The 19,380-nt window shown below is 62.8% G+C and carries 20 protein-coding genes; 12 read left to right on the forward strand and 8 right to left on the reverse strand.

What is annotated here, in order from left to right; genetic code table 11:
- Window positions 1-268: 268 nt before the first annotated feature.
- The 3 genes from Q1K29_RS00405 (at window position 269) to Q1K29_RS00415 (ending at window position 4,347) form a co-directional block, all read left to right on the forward strand.
- Window positions 269-703, forward strand: coding sequence for a GIY-YIG nuclease family protein (locus Q1K29_RS00405; RefSeq protein WP_300390025.1), 435 nt, complete (start codon window positions 269-271; stop codon window positions 701-703).
- Window positions 704-791: 88 nt separating this feature from the next.
- Entirely contained in the window at window positions 792-2,423 is a 1,632-nt protein-coding gene (locus tag Q1K29_RS00410) for an acyl-CoA synthetase (protein ID WP_300390027.1), read from the forward strand.
- Between the two features lie 190 nt (window positions 2,424-2,613).
- Window positions 2,614-4,347: an alpha/beta hydrolase gene (locus tag Q1K29_RS00415; protein ID WP_300390029.1), complete on the forward strand. Its 1,734-nt coding sequence runs from the start codon at window positions 2,614-2,616 to the stop codon at window positions 4,345-4,347.
- Window positions 4,348-4,362: 15 nt separating this feature from the next.
- Here Q1K29_RS00415 and Q1K29_RS00420 read toward each other — a convergent pair whose 3' ends face one another.
- Window positions 4,363-5,190 carry a hypothetical protein gene (locus Q1K29_RS00420; protein WP_300390032.1) on the reverse strand — a complete coding sequence of 276 codons (828 nt, stop codon included), beginning with the start codon at window positions 5,188-5,190 and terminating at the stop codon, window positions 4,363-4,365.
- Window positions 5,191-5,325: 135 nt separating this feature from the next.
- On the opposite strand from Q1K29_RS00420, the gene Q1K29_RS00425 reads away from it, so the two are divergent.
- Window positions 5,326-5,706 (forward strand): hypothetical protein, encoded by a 381-nt coding sequence (locus Q1K29_RS00425; protein ID WP_300390034.1) that lies wholly within the window; start codon window positions 5,326-5,328, stop codon window positions 5,704-5,706.
- 192 nt (window positions 5,707-5,898) lie between these two features.
- The gene (gene ttcA / locus Q1K29_RS00430; protein WP_300390037.1) at window positions 5,899-6,777 is read left to right on the forward strand and encodes a tRNA 2-thiocytidine(32) synthetase TtcA; all 879 of its coding nucleotides are present in this window, start codon (window positions 5,899-5,901) and stop codon (window positions 6,775-6,777) included.
- A gap of 3 nt (window positions 6,778-6,780) precedes the next feature.
- On the opposite strand, the gene Q1K29_RS00435 is transcribed toward ttcA, so the two are convergent.
- Window positions 6,781-7,320, reverse strand: coding sequence for a tetratricopeptide repeat protein (locus tag Q1K29_RS00435; RefSeq protein WP_300390040.1), 540 nt, complete (start codon window positions 7,318-7,320; stop codon window positions 6,781-6,783).
- A gap of 121 nt (window positions 7,321-7,441) precedes the next feature.
- Between Q1K29_RS00435 and Q1K29_RS00440 the strand changes: the two genes are divergently transcribed.
- Window positions 7,442-8,656: a permease gene (locus tag Q1K29_RS00440; protein WP_300390043.1), complete on the forward strand. Its 1,215-nt coding sequence runs from the start codon at window positions 7,442-7,444 to the stop codon at window positions 8,654-8,656.
- Here Q1K29_RS00440 and Q1K29_RS00445 read toward each other — a convergent pair.
- The 3 genes from Q1K29_RS00445 to Q1K29_RS00455 all read right to left on the reverse strand — a co-directional run bounded on the left by Q1K29_RS00445 (window position 8,653) and on the right by Q1K29_RS00455 (window position 10,488).
- Complete coding sequence (locus Q1K29_RS00445; protein WP_300390046.1) at window positions 8,653-8,877, reverse strand: helix-turn-helix transcriptional regulator; 225 nt, start codon at window positions 8,875-8,877, stop codon at window positions 8,653-8,655. The genes Q1K29_RS00440 and Q1K29_RS00445 overlap by 4 nt on opposite strands.
- A gap of 3 nt (window positions 8,878-8,880) precedes the next feature.
- The gene (locus Q1K29_RS00450) at window positions 8,881-9,303 is read right to left on the reverse strand and encodes a hypothetical protein (RefSeq protein WP_300390049.1); all 423 of its coding nucleotides are present in this window, start codon (window positions 9,301-9,303) and stop codon (window positions 8,881-8,883) included.
- Window positions 9,304-9,549: 246 nt separating this feature from the next.
- The gene (locus Q1K29_RS00455) at window positions 9,550-10,488 is read right to left on the reverse strand and encodes a serine protease (RefSeq protein WP_300390052.1); all 939 of its coding nucleotides are present in this window, start codon (window positions 10,486-10,488) and stop codon (window positions 9,550-9,552) included.
- Between the two features lie 180 nt (window positions 10,489-10,668).
- Between Q1K29_RS00455 and Q1K29_RS00460 the strand changes: the two genes are divergently transcribed.
- Genes Q1K29_RS00460 through Q1K29_RS00470 form a run of 3 tightly spaced genes read left to right on the forward strand, consistent with a single transcriptional unit; the run spans window position 10,669 to window position 14,324 of the window.
- Complete coding sequence (locus Q1K29_RS00460) at window positions 10,669-12,735, forward strand: amidohydrolase family protein (RefSeq protein WP_300390055.1); 2,067 nt, start codon at window positions 10,669-10,671, stop codon at window positions 12,733-12,735.
- A 2-nt stretch (window positions 12,736-12,737) separates the two neighbouring features.
- Window positions 12,738-13,856 carry a VCBS repeat-containing protein gene (locus Q1K29_RS00465; protein ID WP_300390058.1) on the forward strand — a complete coding sequence of 373 codons (1,119 nt, stop codon included), beginning with the start codon at window positions 12,738-12,740 and terminating at the stop codon, window positions 13,854-13,856.
- 6 nt (window positions 13,857-13,862) lie between these two features.
- Window positions 13,863-14,324 (forward strand): YaiI/YqxD family protein, encoded by a 462-nt coding sequence (locus Q1K29_RS00470; protein ID WP_300390061.1) that lies wholly within the window; start codon window positions 13,863-13,865, stop codon window positions 14,322-14,324.
- 4 nt (window positions 14,325-14,328) lie between these two features.
- Here the strand turns inward: Q1K29_RS00470 and Q1K29_RS00475 are convergent, their stop codons facing one another.
- Both Q1K29_RS00475 and Q1K29_RS00480 read right to left on the reverse strand, forming a co-directional pair.
- On the reverse strand, window positions 14,329-14,961 hold the full coding sequence (locus Q1K29_RS00475) for a class I SAM-dependent methyltransferase (RefSeq protein WP_300390064.1): 633 nt from the start codon (window positions 14,959-14,961) through the stop codon (window positions 14,329-14,331).
- Window positions 14,962-15,022: 61 nt separating this feature from the next.
- The gene (locus Q1K29_RS00480) at window positions 15,023-16,174 is read right to left on the reverse strand and encodes an alpha-hydroxy acid oxidase (protein WP_300390066.1); all 1,152 of its coding nucleotides are present in this window, start codon (window positions 16,172-16,174) and stop codon (window positions 15,023-15,025) included.
- A 105-nt stretch (window positions 16,175-16,279) separates the two neighbouring features.
- On the opposite strand from Q1K29_RS00480, the gene Q1K29_RS00485 reads away from it, so the two are divergent.
- The 3 genes from Q1K29_RS00485 to Q1K29_RS00495 all read left to right on the forward strand — a co-directional run bounded on the left by Q1K29_RS00485 (window position 16,280) and on the right by Q1K29_RS00495 (window position 17,449).
- Window positions 16,280-16,717 (forward strand): VOC family protein, encoded by a 438-nt coding sequence (locus Q1K29_RS00485; RefSeq protein ID WP_300390069.1) that lies wholly within the window; start codon window positions 16,280-16,282, stop codon window positions 16,715-16,717.
- Window positions 16,718-16,808: 91 nt separating this feature from the next.
- The gene (locus Q1K29_RS00490; protein ID WP_300390072.1) at window positions 16,809-16,970 is read left to right on the forward strand and encodes a hypothetical protein; all 162 of its coding nucleotides are present in this window, start codon (window positions 16,809-16,811) and stop codon (window positions 16,968-16,970) included.
- A gap of 74 nt (window positions 16,971-17,044) precedes the next feature.
- Window positions 17,045-17,449, forward strand: a complete 405-nt coding sequence (locus Q1K29_RS00495; protein ID WP_300390075.1) for a hypothetical protein — start codon at window positions 17,045-17,047, stop codon at window positions 17,447-17,449.
- A gap of 3 nt (window positions 17,450-17,452) precedes the next feature.
- Here the strand turns inward: Q1K29_RS00495 and mutL are convergent, their stop codons facing one another.
- Complete coding sequence (mutL, locus tag Q1K29_RS00500) at window positions 17,453-19,357, reverse strand: DNA mismatch repair endonuclease MutL (RefSeq protein WP_300390078.1); 1,905 nt, start codon at window positions 19,355-19,357, stop codon at window positions 17,453-17,455.
- Window positions 19,358-19,380: the final 23 nt, after the last annotated feature.

Raw genomic sequence — 19,380 nt, forward strand, 5'->3', positions numbered from 1 at the left:
GCGAGGCGATCAGTCTCTTGATCGTCATCCGGTCTCTCCTGAATTCGGGCCACCCCGTGCGTCCCTGCCAGACCAGGCGCAGGACTCGTCCCGATCGGGTCAGGGCTCATCGTCTCCTCGGCCGAATTTCGCCCTCCATGGCTTCGGCCAGCTGCAAGCCTGAGCCGGTGAAGGCCCGGAAAACGCCGCGAATTCAACCGATCATATTAACCTTTCATTAACCATATCAGCCGGACTCTCCGCCGATTGAGGGAGGAGAGCGTCCACCATGATCGTCTTCGGAGCCCATCCCTGGTTCGGGGAGTCAGGCAACAAGTACAAGTTCAATGTCACGCTGACGGACAATGGCATCCCGTCCGGCGGCGGCGTTTATGTATTTGTTCGCCGCCGCTTCGTCTTCTTCCTGGAGCCGCTTTACATCGGGAAGGCGACCAATTTCCGGAATCGTGTGCTTGGCCATGAGCGCTGGGCGGAAGCCTGGTGGGACCGCGGCGCAACCGAGCGTCATATCCTCAAAGTGCCAAACGCACGGGCCCGGGCACGCATCGAGGAAGACCTGATACGGCACTATCAGCCCGTCATGAATGACATCCTGATCCCGCGCGGCGTCCACGACGCACCGAATAACAGGCGCCTGGCCAAGGCCTGGCGGCGCAAGCGTTTCTGGAACAAATTCTGGTGGGGCAAGCCGCACGTCGGCTGATCTGACCCCCCAACGCCACGTTACCCCTCCCCTGATCGTTTGTTTCTGCATACACTGCGCGAAACAGAACATCGGGAGGTAGGCCATCATGGGCGACAGTATCTTCAATCTTGGAGACATGCTCGACGCGGTCGGAGCAAAACTCGGCCCGGAAGATCCGGCGCTGATCCATGGCGACCGCGTCATTTCCTGGCCGGAGATGACAGCGCGGTCCAACAATGTCGCCCGGGCACTGATGAAACGCGGCATTGAAGCCGGCGACAAGGCAGGCTTCTACCTGCGCAATCAGCCTGAATACATGGAAGCCCTGGCCGCCTGCTTCAAAGGCCGGTTCACCCATGTGAATGTCAATTACCGCTATCTCGACGATGAGCTGAGCTACATCTTCGACAATTCCGACTCGGCCGTCGTCTTCTTCGACCGCGAATTCCGCGACCATGTGGAGCGTGTGCGCAAGCGCCTGCCCAAGGTGAAGGTCTGGGTGGAGATCGGCGGAGACGGTACCGATACGCCCGATTTCGCTGTGGCCTATGAGGATCTCGCCAGCGAGGGCGATGGCGCCCCGCTTAACATCGAGCGCTCCGATGATGACCTCATCTTCCTCTATACCGGCGGCACGACGGGCATGCCGAAGGGGGTGATGTGGAGCCACCGAATCTGGCGAGAATCATCATTGGAATCAATGAAGAAGATCTACGGCTTCGCACCTGAATCCATGGACCAGCACCTGATGCTGGTGGATCAGATGGGCAAGCTGTCGCGTCAGGTCCCGGCCTGTCCGCTGATGCACGGCACCGGCCTGTTTACCGCCATGGGCGCGATGATTGGTGGCGGCGCAATCGTGACGCTTGAAAACACGAAGAAATTCGATCCCGTAGAACTCTGGGACACGGTCGACCGGCGCGGCGTCACGGCCATGGCCATCGTCGGGGATGCCTTTGCCAAGCCGATGCTTCGCACGCTGGAAGAGAGCCCTGACAAATATGACCTGTCTTCCGTCCAGACCATCACCAGCTCCGGCGTGATGTGGTCGATGGAGGTCAAGCGCGGCCTGATCGAGCACATGCCCCAGGTCGCGCTGATGGACAGTTTCGGCGCATCCGAAGCGGTCGGTTTCGGCATGTCGGTCACCACAGCCGAAGGCGTGCAGCAGACGGCGAAATTCGAGCTCGGCGAGAACTGCAAGGTGTTCACCGAAGACCGCAAGGAAGTGAAACCCGGCTCTGGCGAGCCCGGATTCATTGCACGTGGCGGCGCGGTGCCGCTTGGCTACTACAAGGACCCGGAGAAGACGAAGAGCACGTTCTGGGAAGTCGATGGTGTTCGCTACGCCGTGCCGGGCGACTGGTGCACGGTCGAGGAAGACGGCACGATCACGCTACTCGGGCGCGGCTCGAACTGCATCAATTCGGCCGGCGAGAAGATCTACCCCGAAGAGGTCGAGGAGGCGCTGAAGGGCCATCAGGCGGTGCGCGACGCGCTTGTGGTCGGCCTGCCAGACGAGAAGTGGGGCCAGGCGGTAACCGCCGTGGTCGAGCTGAATGACGGCAAGAGCGTCGATGAAGACACGCTTCGCGCCTTCGTCCAGACGCGTCTGGCGCGCTACAAGGCGCCCAAACGGATCCTGTTCAAGGACAGCCTCGGCCGCGCGCCAAACGGCAAGGCAGACTACAAATCGATCAAGGCCTACGCCGAAGAGCAGCTGGGTGTGACCGCCTGAACGCGGCAAGGATTTCGTCTGTCCGTGGGAAACCCGGTGATTCCGGGAGTCCGAAAACAGTCCGGTTTCAGTCCGGATTTAGTCCGGTTGCCGGGCAAACGACCTGACTGGCCCGGCACTCTCCCACGATCTGTCTTGAAATCGCCACGGCGCTCGGCCAATAAACATCCTGTGTCTGAGGGGATGCCGAATGCGCCGTTTCCTGTTCTGGTTTTTGCTGCTGTCGCTTGTCGGCGGCGCTGTCGCGGGCGTGCTGCTGCTTCTCCAGCCCAGAACGACGCTTCACCACCCGCAATTCGGCAATGACTGCCTCGACCTGCTGACCCCGGAAACCGAAAACGCCGTCGACTGTGTCCGCGTCTTCTACGGTACCAACCGCGCCGTCCGCTTCGACGGGTCCGGCCCCGGCCCAGCCGAGGAGGTCGACACCACAGACGTGGTCTCCGAAGACGCCCAGCAGCTGCATGTCGGGCGCGCCGATGTCTGGCTGCCGAAGCTGATCGAGGAAGGCGGCACGCGTGAGCGTGGCGAAACCCCATACCTGCAGGGCGACGTACCCGAAGCCCAGGACGAGCTCGTCAAATATGTCTTCCTGACCCGCATCACGAAAGCCGGTCAGGAGCGCTTCCTGATGGAGCTCGACGATGCGCTGATCGACCAGGGCTCCTACGCTGCCCTGCTCTTCGTGCACGGCTTCAACACGCCGTTCGAGGACGCGCTCATCCGCTCGGCGCAGCTCTCGGTCGACCTGTCCCGGCGCGAGCTTTTCGATGTCGGTGTGCCGATCCTGTTTTCCTGGCCCTCGGCCGGCAAGGTCTCGCTCGGCGACTATCGCGGCGACCAAGACCGCTCCATCGGCGCGGCCCCCTATCTCGAACAGTTCCTCGACCTGATCATCGAGAATGCCGATATCGACCGGATCAACATCGTCGCCCACTCCATGGGCAACCGCATCCTGACCAAGGCGCTTGAGGATTATGCTGCCGACTATCTCGAGCGCCATGGCGAGCAGGATATCGAGTTCCGGATCATCCTCGTGGCTGCCGATGTCGATCGCGAGATTTTCGACAGCGTCACCGGCGTGCTCGACAATCTCAAGGCCAATGTGACGATCTACACCTCGGACGCAGACCGCGCGCTGCAGGTTTCCGAGATCGTCAATGACGGCAAGCTGCGCCTCGGCGACACCGACACCAACCGGCCCTATATCCGGCTCAACGAATACTATGAGACGGTGGATGCGACCGGCGTCGCCACCGAGCTGTTCGGGCTCGGCCACAACTACTATTCCGACAATCCCTTCATCCTGGGCGACATGCTCTGCGCCATGGCAGAAGCCAATCCCGAAGACCGCGCCCTGGAGCGGCTGCGCTATGCCGACCTAGACGATGGCGACGAATATTACCGCGTCAGCACTGCCGTGGAACCGGGCTATGACGAGTGTTCCCTCTTCCGCGATGCCTACCCGATCAGCGATGCGAGCCAGGCGCCCGACGAGAGACGGTTCGAGCCGAGCTATGCGCCGCCCCCACCACCGCAGGCCCCGGTCGAATCCATGCCCGCCCCGCGCGAGATGGCCCCTGCCGAAGAGCCGAGTTTCAACGTCATCCTTTATGTCGAGACCCGGGACAGCTTCGATCCGGCCGCGCTCGCCCCGCAATTCATGCCGGCGCTGAATCGGGCACCGGTCGCCACGGTGACCATCCAGGCCCACACCGATACGGTCGGCACTGAAGAAGCCAACCAGGCGCGCACTGAAAGCTGGGGTGAGCAGCTAAAGGCCTATATCGTCAATGCCACCGGGCTTGATCCCGAGCAGGTGACGGTCGAAGCCTATGGCGAAACACGCCCGCTGGTCGCCACCGAGGATGAGGTGGACGAGCCCCGCAACCGCCGCCTCGAACTTGAGATCGAGTATCAGTAGGCCTCATCGGGCGGCTTAATGATAAACCAGCTCACCCTCGCCTTTGCCGACCTGGAACGTCTTCGTGACGGTACGATCACCTGAGACGATCTGCAGGGTATATTCGCCGTCGTCAAAGCCCTCCGGCCAGTGCCAGTAGGTATAGCCGGGCCATGCCTCGTCATGGAAACTGGTCTTGGTGTGGATGTTCCGGCCATTGCGGTACCAGTTGCGTGTGAAAGTCTCCCCTTTGGCAACATTATTGAGATCGAAAGTAATCATCAGCGTCTTCAGACCGTCTGGGAATTCGGTCATGGACTGTGTGCACCGCTTGGTGTCGGTGGAAAAATGCACCTCGTCGCAAAAGCGGATATTCTCGGCGACCGGAGCCGGGCCGAGCAGCTGGAGAATGACGTAGGTCACACCGGCGAGACTTATAACGGCAGCAAGCACGGCAAGGGCCGGGCGCCATCGCAGGCGGGCGGGCTGGTTTGTTGTCGCAGCGGGGCTGGCCTGCTGCTCCCGCCGCCGCTCATCCAGGGCCTTGCGCCGAAGCCGGATGAAGGCGGCGGTCCATCTTTCGCGCTCGAACCTGTCGGATGAGGCCAGGCTGGCAAGCCCCTTCAGCTTTTCGACCTTCGGGACCGAGGCGCCGCTAAGCCAGCTTTGAATGGAGCGTTTGTCGACATTGATGCCAATCTCGGCCAGGGCCGCCTCGAGGCCGACATCTGTCCACTGACCAGGCACGCCCTTTTCAGAAACCGGCAGGCCAACGCCCGACTGGACGTAATAATGCAGAAGCTCGCGCAGGGAGTCCGCGTCGATCGGCTCCGCATAGAACATGTTACCGCGCTTTGAAGGCAAAAAATTTTCCTTTTTTAATCAGCATGTTGCGCTTTCACACTTCGGCTGTACTTCGTCCACTCCCCTTGAAACGCAGCCTCCTGTCGCGAAAAAGTGCGACACGATGTTAACCACTCTAGGTTGGAGCAGGCCCAGATGCCAAGCATTCGCATTTCACCCGTCCAGGACTCGTCATTCGAGACCATGATGGACGTCCAGCCCATCAATGACAGTGATGCCGACTGCCTGATCGCCATCCGGGCGGTTCTGGAAATGCACGGCAAGCTCGACCGCTTCGGGGTCGCCCTCCTGCCGTCTGATGTGCCCATGGACGAGCGCGACATTGTTCTGGGCCGGTCAGAAGGGAACACGCCCGAGCTCGAACTGAAGCAGGACATCAGGCTCTTGGTGCCCGACAAGACAGCAAGAACAGTCTGGAAACTCAATGAGGCGGGCACAGAAATGCTGAGCTGGTGGCAGACATTTCAGCGCCGCCTTCGCCTCAGGCATCCGGATTGGCATCCCGGCGACGATTGACCCCTCGACCGCGCCGGTGGTGCGGTCCTCCTGATCACAACAAGCCTCCCGGGGGACGCCCGCGGGGGTAGGGGCGGCCCCGTTAGCGGGGGCAGAAGACGGGGCCGCCCGCCCTGCATCTTGCCTCCTGCCTGGCCCAGCCTGTGCCGTCGCCTCTGGCCCAGCGAGCCCAGTCTGTGGCAGAAGGCGACCATGGCTGACGACATGATGACAGGGCTAGTCCCGCCGCTCTTTGCCGATGTGCCGAAGAGCGTGACCTTCAAGAAGCTGCGCAAGCGGATCGTGCGCAACGCGCTGCAGGCAATCGACCAGTTCGGCATGGTCGACCGGTCACGTACCGGCGAACCGCCGAAATGGCTCGTCTGCCTGTCAGGCGGCAAGGACAGCTATGGCTTGCTCGCGGCGCTGATCGACCTGAAGTGGCAGGGGGCCCTGCCGGTCGACCTGATCGCCTGCAATCTCGACCAGGGCCAGCCGGGTTTCCCGAAACATGTCCTGCCGGAATGGCTCGACAAGGTCGGCGTAAAATACCGGATCGAGACGGAAGACACCTATTCCATCGTGACGGAAAAAGTGCCGGAGGGGCGGACCTTCTGCTCGATGTGCTCGCGCCTGCGCCGGGGCATTCTCTACCGCATCGCGCGCGAGGAGGGTTGCGAGGCGATCGTGCTCGGCCACCACCGTGACGATGCGCTCGAGACCTTCATGATGAACCTCGTCCATGGCGGCCGGCTCGCCGCGATGCCGCCCAAGCTGCTCAATGATGCGGGCGACATGTTCGTGCTGCGGCCGCTGATTACCTGCGCCGAAGACGATCTCGCAAAATTCGCCGAGGCGATGGAATTCCCGATCATCCCCTGCAATCTCTGCGGCTCGCAGGACGGGCTGCAGCGCCAGGCGATGAAGTCGATGCTGGACGAATGGGAAGCGAAGAAGCCGGGCGTACGGCAGGTGATGGCGCATGCGCTGGCCACTGTGCGGCCAAGCCACCTGCACGACCCGCGCGTCTTCGACTTTCTCGGTCTCGCACTCGGCGGCGACGGCGAGGACGATCCGAACGTACCGTTCTAGACGCTACCCCGCCCCGTTCAGGCGTCTCATGCATTCCTCGACGCCAGCCTCGACATGCGCGACTTCATACAGGTCGCGGGCCTCGCGCCAGTAGTCGACGGCTTCGGCATGCTCATCCAGCGCATCGAGGAGGCGCGCCAGCGGGCGGATGCCATTGGCGAGCGTGCCGGGCGGGACGTCGCCAATGTCCCGGTAGAGCTCAAGCGCTTCTTCGTAGTGCGTCTTCGCAAGGCCGAAGCGGCCAAGCTCGACCGTCACATCGCCGAGATGGCGGATGACATGCGCGGTCACGAGCGGCGGGACGGCCTCTTCACGGCGGCAAAGATTGGCCGCCTCGACATAAAGCCTCTCGGCTTTTTCGTACTGGCCTTCATCGCGGTAGCACTGGCCCTTGGCCATCAGTGCGCGCACGAGAAGCTCGGGATCATCCATACCGCGGGCAAGCTCGACGGCATCGGTGGCCATGAGATGGGCATCGTCGGGACTGGCATCCCGGCGCGCCGTATAGACCCGGTCCACAAGCGCTCTGACATCCTGTTGCATGATGGCTCCTGCATAGCAGATTTCCATGACGCTGGCGACTGAAACCGGGGTAAGGCGCAACCGGAACAAGATACCCCCCCGCCGCATTGCCTTGATACGCTGAAAAACGGGGGAAAGGATCTTGGATCAATTCCTGAAGACATGGCACGAGGCCGCGATAACGAGCGCCGGCCTGTTCTGGATGGCCCTGTGGGCCTTCGGTCTGGGCTATCTCATTTCCTCGATGATCCAGGTCTTCGTCACGCGGCAGCGGATGAAGCAAACGATGGGACAGGAAGGCCCGAAAGCGGTCGGCCTCGGCACGTTTTTCGGTTTTATTTCAAGCTCGTGCTCCTTTGCCGCGCTGGCGACCACACGGTCGCTGTTTGCCAAGGGGGCAGGCTTTGTCGCCTCGCTCGCTTTCCTCCTCGCCTCGACCAATCTCGTCATCGAGCTCGGTATCATCATCGCCGTCTTTCTCGGCTGGCAATTCGTGGTCGGCGAGTATCTCGGCGGCATACTGCTGATCCTCATCACATGGGTACTCGTGCGCCTGACCGGAGCTTTCGGCCTTATCAGGAAAGCGCGTGAGCGGGCCCGTGAGGCCGAAGGCACCGACGAGGAGAGCAGCGACCCGCCCGACTGGAAAGAGCTGATCCAGAGCCGCGAGGGCTGGCGCAAGGTCTCCCATCGCTATGTCATGGAATGGGGAATGGTCTGGAAGGATGTGACCGTCGGCTTCACCGTCGCGGGCATTATCGCCGCCTTTGTGCCGCGCGCATTCTTCGAGACGCTGTTCATTGGCGCCGGCAAGGAAGACCCGGCCTTCTGGCAGGTGCTCGCGCAATCGGTGGTCGGTCCGGTGGCGGCCTTCTTCACCTTCATCGGCTCGATGGGCAACATCCCGCTCGCCGCCGTGCTCTACTCCAACGGGGTGGCGTTTGCGGGCATCATGGCCTTCATCTTCTCGGATCTTGTCGTGCTGCCGGTGCTGCGTATCCAGGCGAAGTATTATGGCTGGCCGATGGCGCTTTATATCCTCGGCGTCTTCCTCATCGCGCTGGTCGGCGCGGCGCTGATCCTGCACTATGCCTTTGCCGGGTTCGGCCTGCTGCCGGACGGCTCAAGCGTGAAGAGCGTGACCGACCGGGACTTCTTCAAGGTCGACTACACCCTGTTCCTGAACCTCGCCTTCCTCGCACTGTCGGCTGTTTTCCTCTGGTGGAAAGGCGTGACCGCCGGGTTCGGAAACCCGGTCGGCCAGGGCGCCACGGAGAAGATTCTCTTCGTCCTCACCGCGATCGCCTATCTGTGGCTGGCGGGTGGCCTTGTGGTCGCACCCCTGCTCGCGAGCTAGACCTCGTCTTCTGCCCAGCCGAAGACATCCTCGATGCCGACGCCGAAGAGGCGCGAGATGCGGAAGGCGCTTTCGAGCGAGGGCGAGTAACGCCCCTGCTCGATAGCGATGACGGTCTGGCGGGTCACCCCGATCGCCTTGCCGAGGGCGGCCTGCGACATGCCGCCATGAGCCTCCCTCAGCTCTTTCACGCGATTGGTAATGGGCGGGCGTTTGGCCATGGCTCAGACGCCCCGCCGGTACATCACGATGCGGGCGGCATATTCGCCGAACTGGGCCAGCATCAGCGCGCCGAGCGCCATGTGGAAGAGCAGGTTGCCGTCATAATAAAAGAGGTAGTGGCCGAGCCCTGTGATCACGCCGACGCCCAGAAGCACACCGCTGAACGATCCCGCCCGGCTGGCAATGATCCGGTCGCGCTCATCCATCGTGTCGTCCGCTTCCGAAGGCTTGGACACCGCCACCGCGATATGGCCGACGATGGACAGGACGATGATCGCGACGATGTAGATCACGACCACCGGCAGGACCGGCGGTGCGACGATGCCAAGCTCGGTCGACATGTCCGCCACCGTGCCGAAATAGAAGCCGGCCCCGGCCAGCAGGACGAGCGCCATCACCCAGGCGGATTTCTCATGGAATGACATGATCTGTTTTCCCTATGTCAAAAATTTCTGACACAGCAGATAGTCAAATATTTTTGACTGTCAAGAATTTTTGACTTCTTGTCGACCGTTCGCACCAGCGCCTTGCCACGGCTTGACCGTGGCACCCCTCTCCTGCCCGGCGTCCCGGAACCGACGGCTGGAGTTGGACCCTGCGGTCTCCTTCGTCAGGCTCAGGATGCGGGCCGCAGGGAAGCGTGTCCCGAAAAAGCCCAGCCTTCGCTCTGCCTAACTATCCGCCCCCTGCGCGCCGACGGTTTCCCGGATCCAGTCGGCATAGGCGCTGGTGCGGCTGTAGACGCCGGGGCTTTCGGCGCGTCCGCAGCCGAGCCCCCAGCTGACGACGCCGACCTGGACATTCTGGCTGAGCGCCGGGCTCCACGCCACCAGCGGCCCGCCACTGTCGCCGTAACAGGAGTCCGCGCCGCCTGTGCCTGCGCAGAGGGTCGCCTCACCGAGTTCGAAGCCGCCATAGTCGGCTTCGACATCATAATCCTCGATAAGGGTCTCGAGCTGGGCCCGGCAGGCCTGGGTCTCGACCAGCGGCACATCGGCCTGCTGCAGGCGCAGGCTGGGCGCATAGACAGCCCGGCCACGCGCATTGAGCGCGCCCTGCGTATTGTCGACCTCCTCGGTGTTGCCATAGCCGGCGACCCGCAGATAGTCGCCCTCAGCGAGCGCCATCTCGTCAACGCCCAGTCCGGCCACAGCCATGGTGGGCCCGTCATAGCCGTCCTGGATCCTGACCAGCGCAATATCGGCGCCCCGCTCGAAATGGCCGGCGTCATAGTCCGGGTGGACCTTGATCTCGGTGACGGCCCAGGTCCGGATGTCCTCATCCTCGGAGAGGTGGGTGCGGTTGGCGGCCACCTTGAGGGGCCCGAGCCGGCGCATCACGCCATCCTCGCCGCGCTGGTACTGGGCTGCCTTGCCGCTCGGCTCGATGCGCGCGGTATCGACGCAATGGGCGGCGGTGACGAGCCATTCCTTCGTGATCATGGTGCCGCCGCACTCATGCCAGGTGTTGCGGCCCTGGCTGATCTGCAGCGAGACAATGCCCGGCCAGTCTTCCGCGAAGGCGTCCTCGCCCGCGACGACGCAGCCGCCGAGTGACAGGCTCAGGCCAAGGCCGGCAACAAGCCCCGTGCGTAGCGTCATTCGTGCCATCCCGCGTCTCCCTCTCCATGCTTCACGCCTATCAGGATACCGCTGATGCTGAAAATCACCAGTCGTGAAGTTTTCGCGGCGGAACACTCGCCAATGGCGTGAGCCGGTGCTTAGGTAACGGCGGAAAGCCCCGGTGACGACCGTGGGCACGACACAACACAAATGGGGAGGCTTCGGCTTATGAGAACATTCCTGATCGCAGGTCTGGGCGCTGTCATGCTCAGCGGATACGCAAATGCCCAGGAGACCGAGGGCGCCTCAGAGAGCGCCGGCATCGAAGGTGTGGTCACACGCGACTACACCGTCCTGGTCAGCGGCACGAAGATCGGCGAGATGGATGTGACGCAGGCCGAGGACACGGTCACCGTCGACTATGAATACCGCAACAATGGCCGCGGGCCGACGATGATGGAAACGGTGATCCTCGACGAGGGCGTTCCGGTTCACTGGTCCGTCACCGGGAACACCACCTTCGGCAATGCCGTGGACGAGAGTTACTCGCTGGAAGACGGTGGGACGGCCACATGGACAGACTCCACGGGCGAGGGGTCGGCCGAGGTCAATGAGCCGACGCTCTATGTCGCCCAGTCCGGCACGCCCTACCAGCTTGCCATCTATGCCAAGGCGCTGCTGGCCGATGAGGACATGACAATGCCGGGCCTGCCGGCAGGCTCCATGCGGCTGGAAAAGCTCGAGGACTTCACGCTTGGCGAGGGCGAGGACAGCGTGGCGGCGACCTCCTATGCCCTGATCGGCACCGAGCTCGACCCGACCTATTTCGTGATGGACGGCGAGGAGGAATTCGTCGGCCTGATCTCACCGGAATTCCTGATCGTGCGTGAAGGGCTCGAGGCGCATGACAAGAGCCTGCGCGAGCGGGCGGTGCGTTACTCAACAGAGCGCTTCGAGGCCCTGCAGGCCGACACCGCCCACAGTTTCGATGCGCCGGTGCGCATCACCAATGTCCGCATTTTCGATCCCGAAACCATGGCGCTGGGCGAGCCCGCTTCGGTACTGGTCGAGGGCGATAGCATCGTCTCCATCGACGCAGCCGATGCGGCCGGCGACGGGGAATATGTCATCGACGGACAGGGCGGCACGCTGGTGCCGGGCCTCTCCGACATGCACGGCCATATGGGCCAGGACGATGCAATGCTGAACATCGCCGCCGGGGTGACCTTTGTCCGCGACATGGGCAATGACAATGAGGTGCTGTCGGAACTGATCTCCAAGATCGACAGTGGCACGCTGGCCGGCCCGCGCATCGTCAAGTCGGGCTTCATCGAGGGCAAGAGCCCGTTCAATTCCAATAACGGCATCATCGTCACCAGTCAGGAAGAGGCGAATGACGCGGTGCGCACCTATTGCGAGATGGGCGACTTCTTCCAGGTCAAGGTCTACAATTCGATGAAGGGTGAGTGGGTGCCGCAAATGGTCGATCTCGCCCATGAGTGCGGCATGCGGGTGGCTGGTCACGTCCCGGCTTTCTCGCGGGCCGATACGATGATCAAGGCCGGCTATGATGAGCTGACCCACATCAACCAGGTGATGCTCGGCTGGGTGCTGGCTTCCGATGAGGACACGCGCACGCTGCTCCGCCTCACCGCGCTTGCCCGCCTGCCGAAGCTCGATCTCGACTCCGAGCCGGTACAGAACACGATCGACCTGATGGTCGAGAACGGTGTCGCCATCGACCCGACCTATGCCATTCACGAGGCGCTCCTGCTCTCGCGCAATGGCGAGCTGCGTCCGGGCGTCGAGGACTATATCGACCATATGCCGGTCGGCGTGCAGCGCTCGGCCAAGCAGGCCTGGTCGAAGATCGAGACAGAGGAAGACGACCTCGCCTATGCAGGCGCCTTCGACCAGATCACCGAAACCCTCTCCATGATGCGGGAGAACGGCATCCTGATCCTGTTCGGCACCGATATGGGCGGATCCTTCAACCTTCACCGCGAGCTGGAACTCTACCAGAATATCGGCTTCACGCCGGGCGAGATCCTGAAGCGCTCGACGCTGGACTCGGCAGAATATATCGGCATGGGCGACGAGATCGGCTCCATCGAGGAAGGCAAGCTCGCCGACTTCTTCCTCGTGCCGGGCAATCCGGTGGAGGATTTGAAGGCGATCAAGACGATCCGCATGGTGATGAAAGACGGCGTCGCCTACTTCCCGAGCGAGATCTACCCCGCCTTCGGCATCGAACCGTTCACGGACACGCCTGAAATCCAGACGCCGGGAGAATAGGTATGGCGGCGCGCTTCAGCCTGACCGCCCTCGTTGCGGCCCTGGCCGGATTGTCGGCGGGTGCCGAGACGCTGAGTTTCTCGACCCACCCCTTCCTCCTGTTCGACATGGAGGAACGCTTAAGCGCAGGTGTCGATCTCGCGGATGCGGATGGTGACGGAGACCTCGATGTCTTTCTCGCCAATGGCCGCCACTGGGCGCAGCCGGACTTCATCTACCTGAACCTCGGCAATGCCCGGCTCGTCACCTCCCGCCAGCTCGGCATGGAGAACGGGCCGAGCTATGTCGTGCGGGCCGGTGATCTTGATGGCGACGGCGATGTCGATGCCGTGACCGTGCGTGACAGTGTGCCTGCACAGGTCTTCCTCAATGATGGCGACGGCCAGTTCACCCTGGCCGGCGAGATTGCCAGCAGTGACGGCCCGGCGCGCAATGCCCTGCTCGGGGACTTCAACGGTGATGGCATCCTCGACCTCGTTACCGTGCAGCGCCGCGATGGCGCGCGGCTGTTTGCAGGCCTCGGCGATGGCAGCTTTGTCGAGCCGGTCACCCTGCCCGGCGGTCTCACCGGGTCGACCGGCGTCTCGAAGGCTGATTTCAATCGCGACGGACGTCTCGACCTGGTCATCGCCTGCCGCGATGGGGGCCCGAGCTATATCCTGTTCAATCTGGGCTCCGAAGGCTGGGCGGCAGAGGTGCTGCTGAATAGTGAAGGCGACCACCGTCAGACCGTGGCGGCCGACTTCAACCGCGACGGCTCACCGGACATCCTGCTCGGCTCAACCGAAGGCGAAATGCACCTCCTGCTTGGCGACGGCGGCGGCAACTTCACGCCGGGCCTCCCTCTCGGAGACGCTGGCCGCGCCACACAGTCGCTCGCCGCTGCCGATCTCGATGGCGATGGCGACCTCGACATCATCGAAGGCGCGAGCGAACAGGCCAACCGCGTTTACCTCAATGATGGCCGCGCCCGCTTCACACCGGTCACGCTGGATGACGAGGAAGAAGACACTTATGGCGTCGCGACCGGGGACATGGACGGCAATGGCCTGCCCGACATCGTCTTTGCCAATTCCGGTGCGCCGAACGTCGTGATGCTGACCCGGCTCGAAGAGGAGTAAGGCTGCGTGTCCGGCACGCTCTGCATCCATGTCGACGCCGATGCCTGCCCGGTGAAGGACGAGATCTACAAGGTCGCGCTGCGCCATGAGGTGCCGGTCAATGTCGTCGCCAACAGCTTCATGCGCGTGCCGCAGCATAAGCTCCTGACACGCATCACCGTGCCCGAAGGCCCGGATGTCGCCGATGACTGGATCGCCGAACGCGCCGATGCCGCCTCCATCGTGATCACCTCCGACATCCTGCTCGCCCAGCGCTGTCTTGATGCCGGTGCACGTGTGCTCTCGCCCAAGGGCCAGGCCTTCACCGAGAACTCGATTGGCCAGCAGGTCGCCACCCGCGCGATCATGGAAGGCCTGCGCTCAACCGGTGAGCAGACAAGCGGCCCGGCCCCGTTCAAGGCGGCCGACCGGTCGAAATTTCTCTCTGCACTGGAGGTGGAGCTTCAGAAGCTGAAGCGGGCGCGCTGACGGCCTAGCGCTTGCGGGCGACGATGAACTCGGCGCTCAGTTTCTTCTCCGGCCTGAACCGCTCCTCCACCTCGAAGCCGGCTTCCTCGATCATCGCGTCGAGGTCCGCGCGCTTCATGAACTTCACGTGCGGCGCCTTCCCGATCAGCTGGAGGAAGGGAATAATGAAGGGCGCGATAGGCATCGCATCCTTGAGGCAGACCGTACTCTGGATGAAGTGGCCACCCGGCTTCAGCAGGCTATGGACCTTCTGCATCACTGCCAGCGGATCGCGGCAGAGATGGATGATGTTGAGGCCAAGCACGGTATCGAACCGGCGGCCCTGCGGATCGAAACTCTCGATGTCCGTGTGCTCGAAGGTCACATTGGTCACACCTGCCTCTGCAGCGCGCTCGCGTCCGACGGCCAGCATGTTGTCGGCCACGTCGGTGGCGAGGATATGCTTCACATGCGGCGCATGCAGGATGGCGGTCGAGCCCGTGCCGCAGCCGAATTCGAAGACCTCCGACTCCGGCGTGAAATATTTCCGCGTGAGCGCCAGCTTCTTCTCATAGGTCTCCTGGTCGGAGATCGGCTGCTTGGAATACTTCTCGGCTATCTTGTCCCAGAAGCGCTGGTCTTTTGCGGTCGCAGTCATCATCCCCTCCATCTCATCGGAAGAAGGGCTATTATCGATTTTCGATAATAAAGTAAAGCCGCTAGAGGTGCGGCGCGCGCATCAGCTCAGGGTCGAGTTCCGATATCTTCGTCGCGCCGAGCAGTGCCATGGTGCGGCGAAGCTCTTCTTCCATGATGCTGAGCGCACGGCGCACGCCATCCTCACCACCGGCGCCGAGGCCATAGAGGAAGGGCCGTCCAAGCGCCACGCCGGTCGCGCCGGCCATGAGCAGCTTGGCAACATGACTGCCCCGGCGCACCCCGCCATCGGCGATGATATCGGCCCGCCCCCGCACTGCTTCTGAGATTTCCGGCAGCAGGTCGATGGTCGGTACGGATGTGTCGAGCTGGCGCCCGCCATGGTTGGACACCCAGACCGCGTCGGCGCCGATATCGATCGCGCGCTTGGCATCCTCACCGCGCGAAATGCCCTTGATGGCGAAACCCGGCCCCCAGGCTTCGCGCATCCATTCAACATCATTCCATGTGACCGAGCGCGAGAATTGCTGGTTCACGAAGCCGATAATCCCGGCATCGCTGCCTTCACTGCGCATATGGGTGAAATTGGCAGGCTTGATCTTCGGACTGCGCATGAGGTCCCACAGCCAGCCGGGACGCCCGAGCACTTGCGAGGCGATTTTCAGGTTCGGCTTCGGCGGCACGGCGAAATGGTTGCGCGGGTCACGCTCGCGATTGCCCGCCACCGGCAGGTCAACCGTCAGGATGCAGCCGGTAAAGCCTGCTTCCTTGGCACGCTCGAGGAAGTTGCGGACAATCTCCTTGTCCTTCCAGACATAGACCTGCACCCATTTCGGGCCGGGATTGGCCTTGGCGATGTCCTCCACCGTCTGCGAAGCAAGCGTCGAGCAGGCATAGATGACCCCCTGCTTGTAGGCCGCCCTTGCCACGGCGAGTTCACCTTCGGCCGGATGGAAGAGACGGACCGACGCTGTCGGCGAAATGAAGAAGGGCAGACGGGTATCCTGCCCCATGATGGTGGCGGAAGTATCAATCTCCGAAACATCCCGCAGGGCACGCCAGGTCAGCTCGTAATCGTCATAGCGCGAGACGGCGCGCTTCAGCGTCACCTCATCATCAGCGCCGCCATCAATATAGTCGAAAACCATGCGCGGCAGCTTTGCCTTCGCCATGGTCCGCAGATCATCGATATTGAGCGCGCGGTCCAGTTTCATGGCGCGGGCAGCCTCCCCTTATTTTTCTTGTCTGAACGGCATATCGGCTTGACTGACGGAGCGTCAATTTTTCTTCTCTCTGACGCAAGGTCAGGAGCAAGACATATGGATATCAGCGGCATGGCGCATGTCATCCTGACGGCGGGCAATTTCAGGGCATCGACGAACTTCTATCGCAAGCTGCTGCCGGCCATGGGTCTGACCGTGGTCTCCGATACGGACGAGATCTTCTACTGCGTCGGCGCCCGCACCGCGCTCGGTATCCGCAGGCCGGATGCCGCCTATGTCGATGAGCGCGCCAATCAGTGGCGCGTCGGCCTGCACCACTATTGCTTCCGCGCGAAAGACCGCGAGACCGTGGACGAGGTCCATGCGCTGCTGCAATCCATCGGCGCGAAGATCATCCACCCGCCGGAGGACGGCCCCTGGGCGCCCGGCTATTACTCCGTCCTGTTCGAGGACCCCGACGGCATACGCGGCGAGGTGAACCATGTGCCCGGCAAGGGTGTGCTGGCCGAAGGGGCTGAGTTCCGCCCGCAGTAACGGCTCCCCACATTGCCGGAACAGGCCGCAGGATCCGGCGTTCTTCCTGCTCCAGAGGCGATACCGCCCACCTCTCAGCAGGAGGCACGAGATGACCGACAAGAAGATTAAAGAAAAAACCCCGCAAGACGTCGAGAAAGACATCCGCCCCGCCGGGCCGAAGGAGATGGAAAACCCGCCTGAGACCTGGGATGAGGTGGATGAAGAATCCGACGAATCCTTCCCGGCGAGCGATCCGCCCGCGAACTACTGATCGCGATTATCCTTGCGCGACGCACCGGGGCGTGCCCCACTGCGCCGGTACACCGCCACATGAAGGGCTATGCCATGAGATACGCTGCCTATGCCTGCGCCTTCGCGCTGATACTCACCGCCTGTGGCGACGATCCGGGCGAACCGGTCACCGATACCTCCGGCGGCGCTGGCGAGATGTCGGCCAGTGAGACGGCGGATGAGATCAACCAGGTCGATGAGACCGAAACCGAGATGGTGGTGGGTGGCCCCTGCACCTATGAGGTCGCCATGCTGGAGGCCCATGTCGTGGCCATTGACGGCAACACCGTCGAGATGAACGACAGCGACGCGACGCCCTTCTACATGTCTGTCGAGGATTTCGAGACGGTGCCGGAGGCCGGCGAGGACTTCACGATCAAACGCGAAGTGATCACCGAAGGCACCTGCACGCCGGAAATCTACACCGTGATCGATGGCGATGTCGGTGGCGTGGAATAGGCGCTAGCGCCGCCCGAACAGTTTCTCGATATCGGCGAGTTTCAGCTCGACATAGGTCGGGCGGCCATGGTTGCACTGGCCCGAATAGGGCGTGTCTTCCATCTGGCGTAAGAGCGCATTCATCTCGTCGGCATTGAGACGGCGCCCGGCGCGCACAGCCCCGCCGCTGCAGGCCATATTGCCCATGACATCCTCGAACCGCTCTTTCAGGGCGAGACCTTCTTCATACTCGGCGAAATCATCGGCGAGGTCCTTTATCAGGCTTGCTGCATCCATGGTGCCGAACAGGGCCGGTGTCGCGCGGACGCAGACCGCCCCGGCCCCGAACGCCTCGATCTCCAGCCCCATCTCGGCGAGTTCATCGGCGCGATCCAGCACACGAGAGGCTTCGTCTTCGGCCAGTTCGACCACTTCCGGGATCAGCAGCGCCTGGCGCTTCACGCCATCGGCGGCCATCTGGGCCTTCATCTGCTCATAGACGAGCCGCTCATGCGCGGCATGCTGGTCCACGATGACGATGCCGTCCTTCGTCTGGGCGACGACATAGGTGGCGTGCAGCTGCGCGCGGGCGACGCCGAGAGGAAAATCATGGCTGTCCGGGCCGGGCTCTGCCTCGACGCGGGCGGATGGCGCGTCATAGCGCTGGCTGTCTTCCGCCATGCCCGGCACGGGTGGCGCAGGCTGCCAGTCGGTGTGCTGCGGCTGTGGCCGCGGCGGCGCGCTGCCATAGGAATCGCGGAACAGGCTTGAGCGGTCCCAGACCGACGGCTGCGGCAGCGGGACCTCTTTCTGGGCCGCCCCCTCTTCCGTATGCATCTTGCCGAGCGCATAGCCTGCAACCGTCGTACTGGCGCGGTGACCGGCGGCAGCCAGCGTGTGGCGCAGCGAACCAATAATCAGGCCACGGACATTCCCGGCGTCGCGGAAACGCACCTCGGTCTTGGCCGGGTGGACGTTCACATCCACCAGCTCCGGATCGCAGTCGACAAACAGCGCCGCCATGGGGTGGCGGTCACGGGCAAGGAAATCCTGATAGGCCGCGCGGATGACACCCGTCAGCATACGGTCTTTTACGGGACGGCCATTCACGAACAGGAACTGGTATTGCGCATTACCGCGATTGAGCGTCGGCAGGCCGGCAAAGCCTGACAGGGTGACGCCGTCGCGCTCGGCCTCGATGGCGAGCGCATTCTCGCGGAATTCGCGCCCCATGATCGAACCAAGGCGCTCAAGATGGCCTTCCGGGGTCGGACTATGGGCGGCATAGCGGAAGGTCGTGCGGCCATTGCTCTCGAGCGAGAAGCTGACACCCGCATTGGCCATGGCAAGACGTTTGACGGCATCGGTAACCGCCATGCTCTCGGCGCGCTCGGACTTCATGAATTTCAGCCGCGCCGGTGTCGCGTGGAAGAGATCACGCACCTCGATACGGGTGCCCGTCTCGCTGCGGCCCGTCCAAGCCGCCGGCTTCGGTCCTTCGATACGGCCCGCCTCCACGAACACTTCTGAGGCATCCTCCCCCTCGGCCTTCGAGGTCAGGCTCATGCGCGAGACGCTGGCGATGGAAGGCAATGCTTCGCCGCGAAAGCCCATGGTGTGGATGTTCAGGAGGTCGATGCGGCCATCCTCGCCCGGTGCGAGCTTGGAGGTCGCATGGCGTTCGAGCGCCATCAGCATGTCAGGCGCACTCATGCCGCAGCCATCATCCTCGACGCAGATGCGTTTCAGGCCGCCCTCCTCGATGGAGACCGAGACCGAGCGCGCGCCGGCATCGAGTGCATTTTCCACCAGTTCCTTCACCGCCGCGGCCGGACGTTCGACCACCTCACCCGCCGCAATACGGTTGACCGCATCGGGGGGAAGCTGGCGGATGACAGGCCGCGCGGAGAGGGGTGCAGAATCAGGCATGAGCGGGCATTGTATCAGGCCCC

It is taken from the genome of Henriciella sp. (assembly GCF_029937755.1).
GTDB lineage: Bacteria > Pseudomonadota > Alphaproteobacteria > Caulobacterales > Hyphomonadaceae > Henriciella.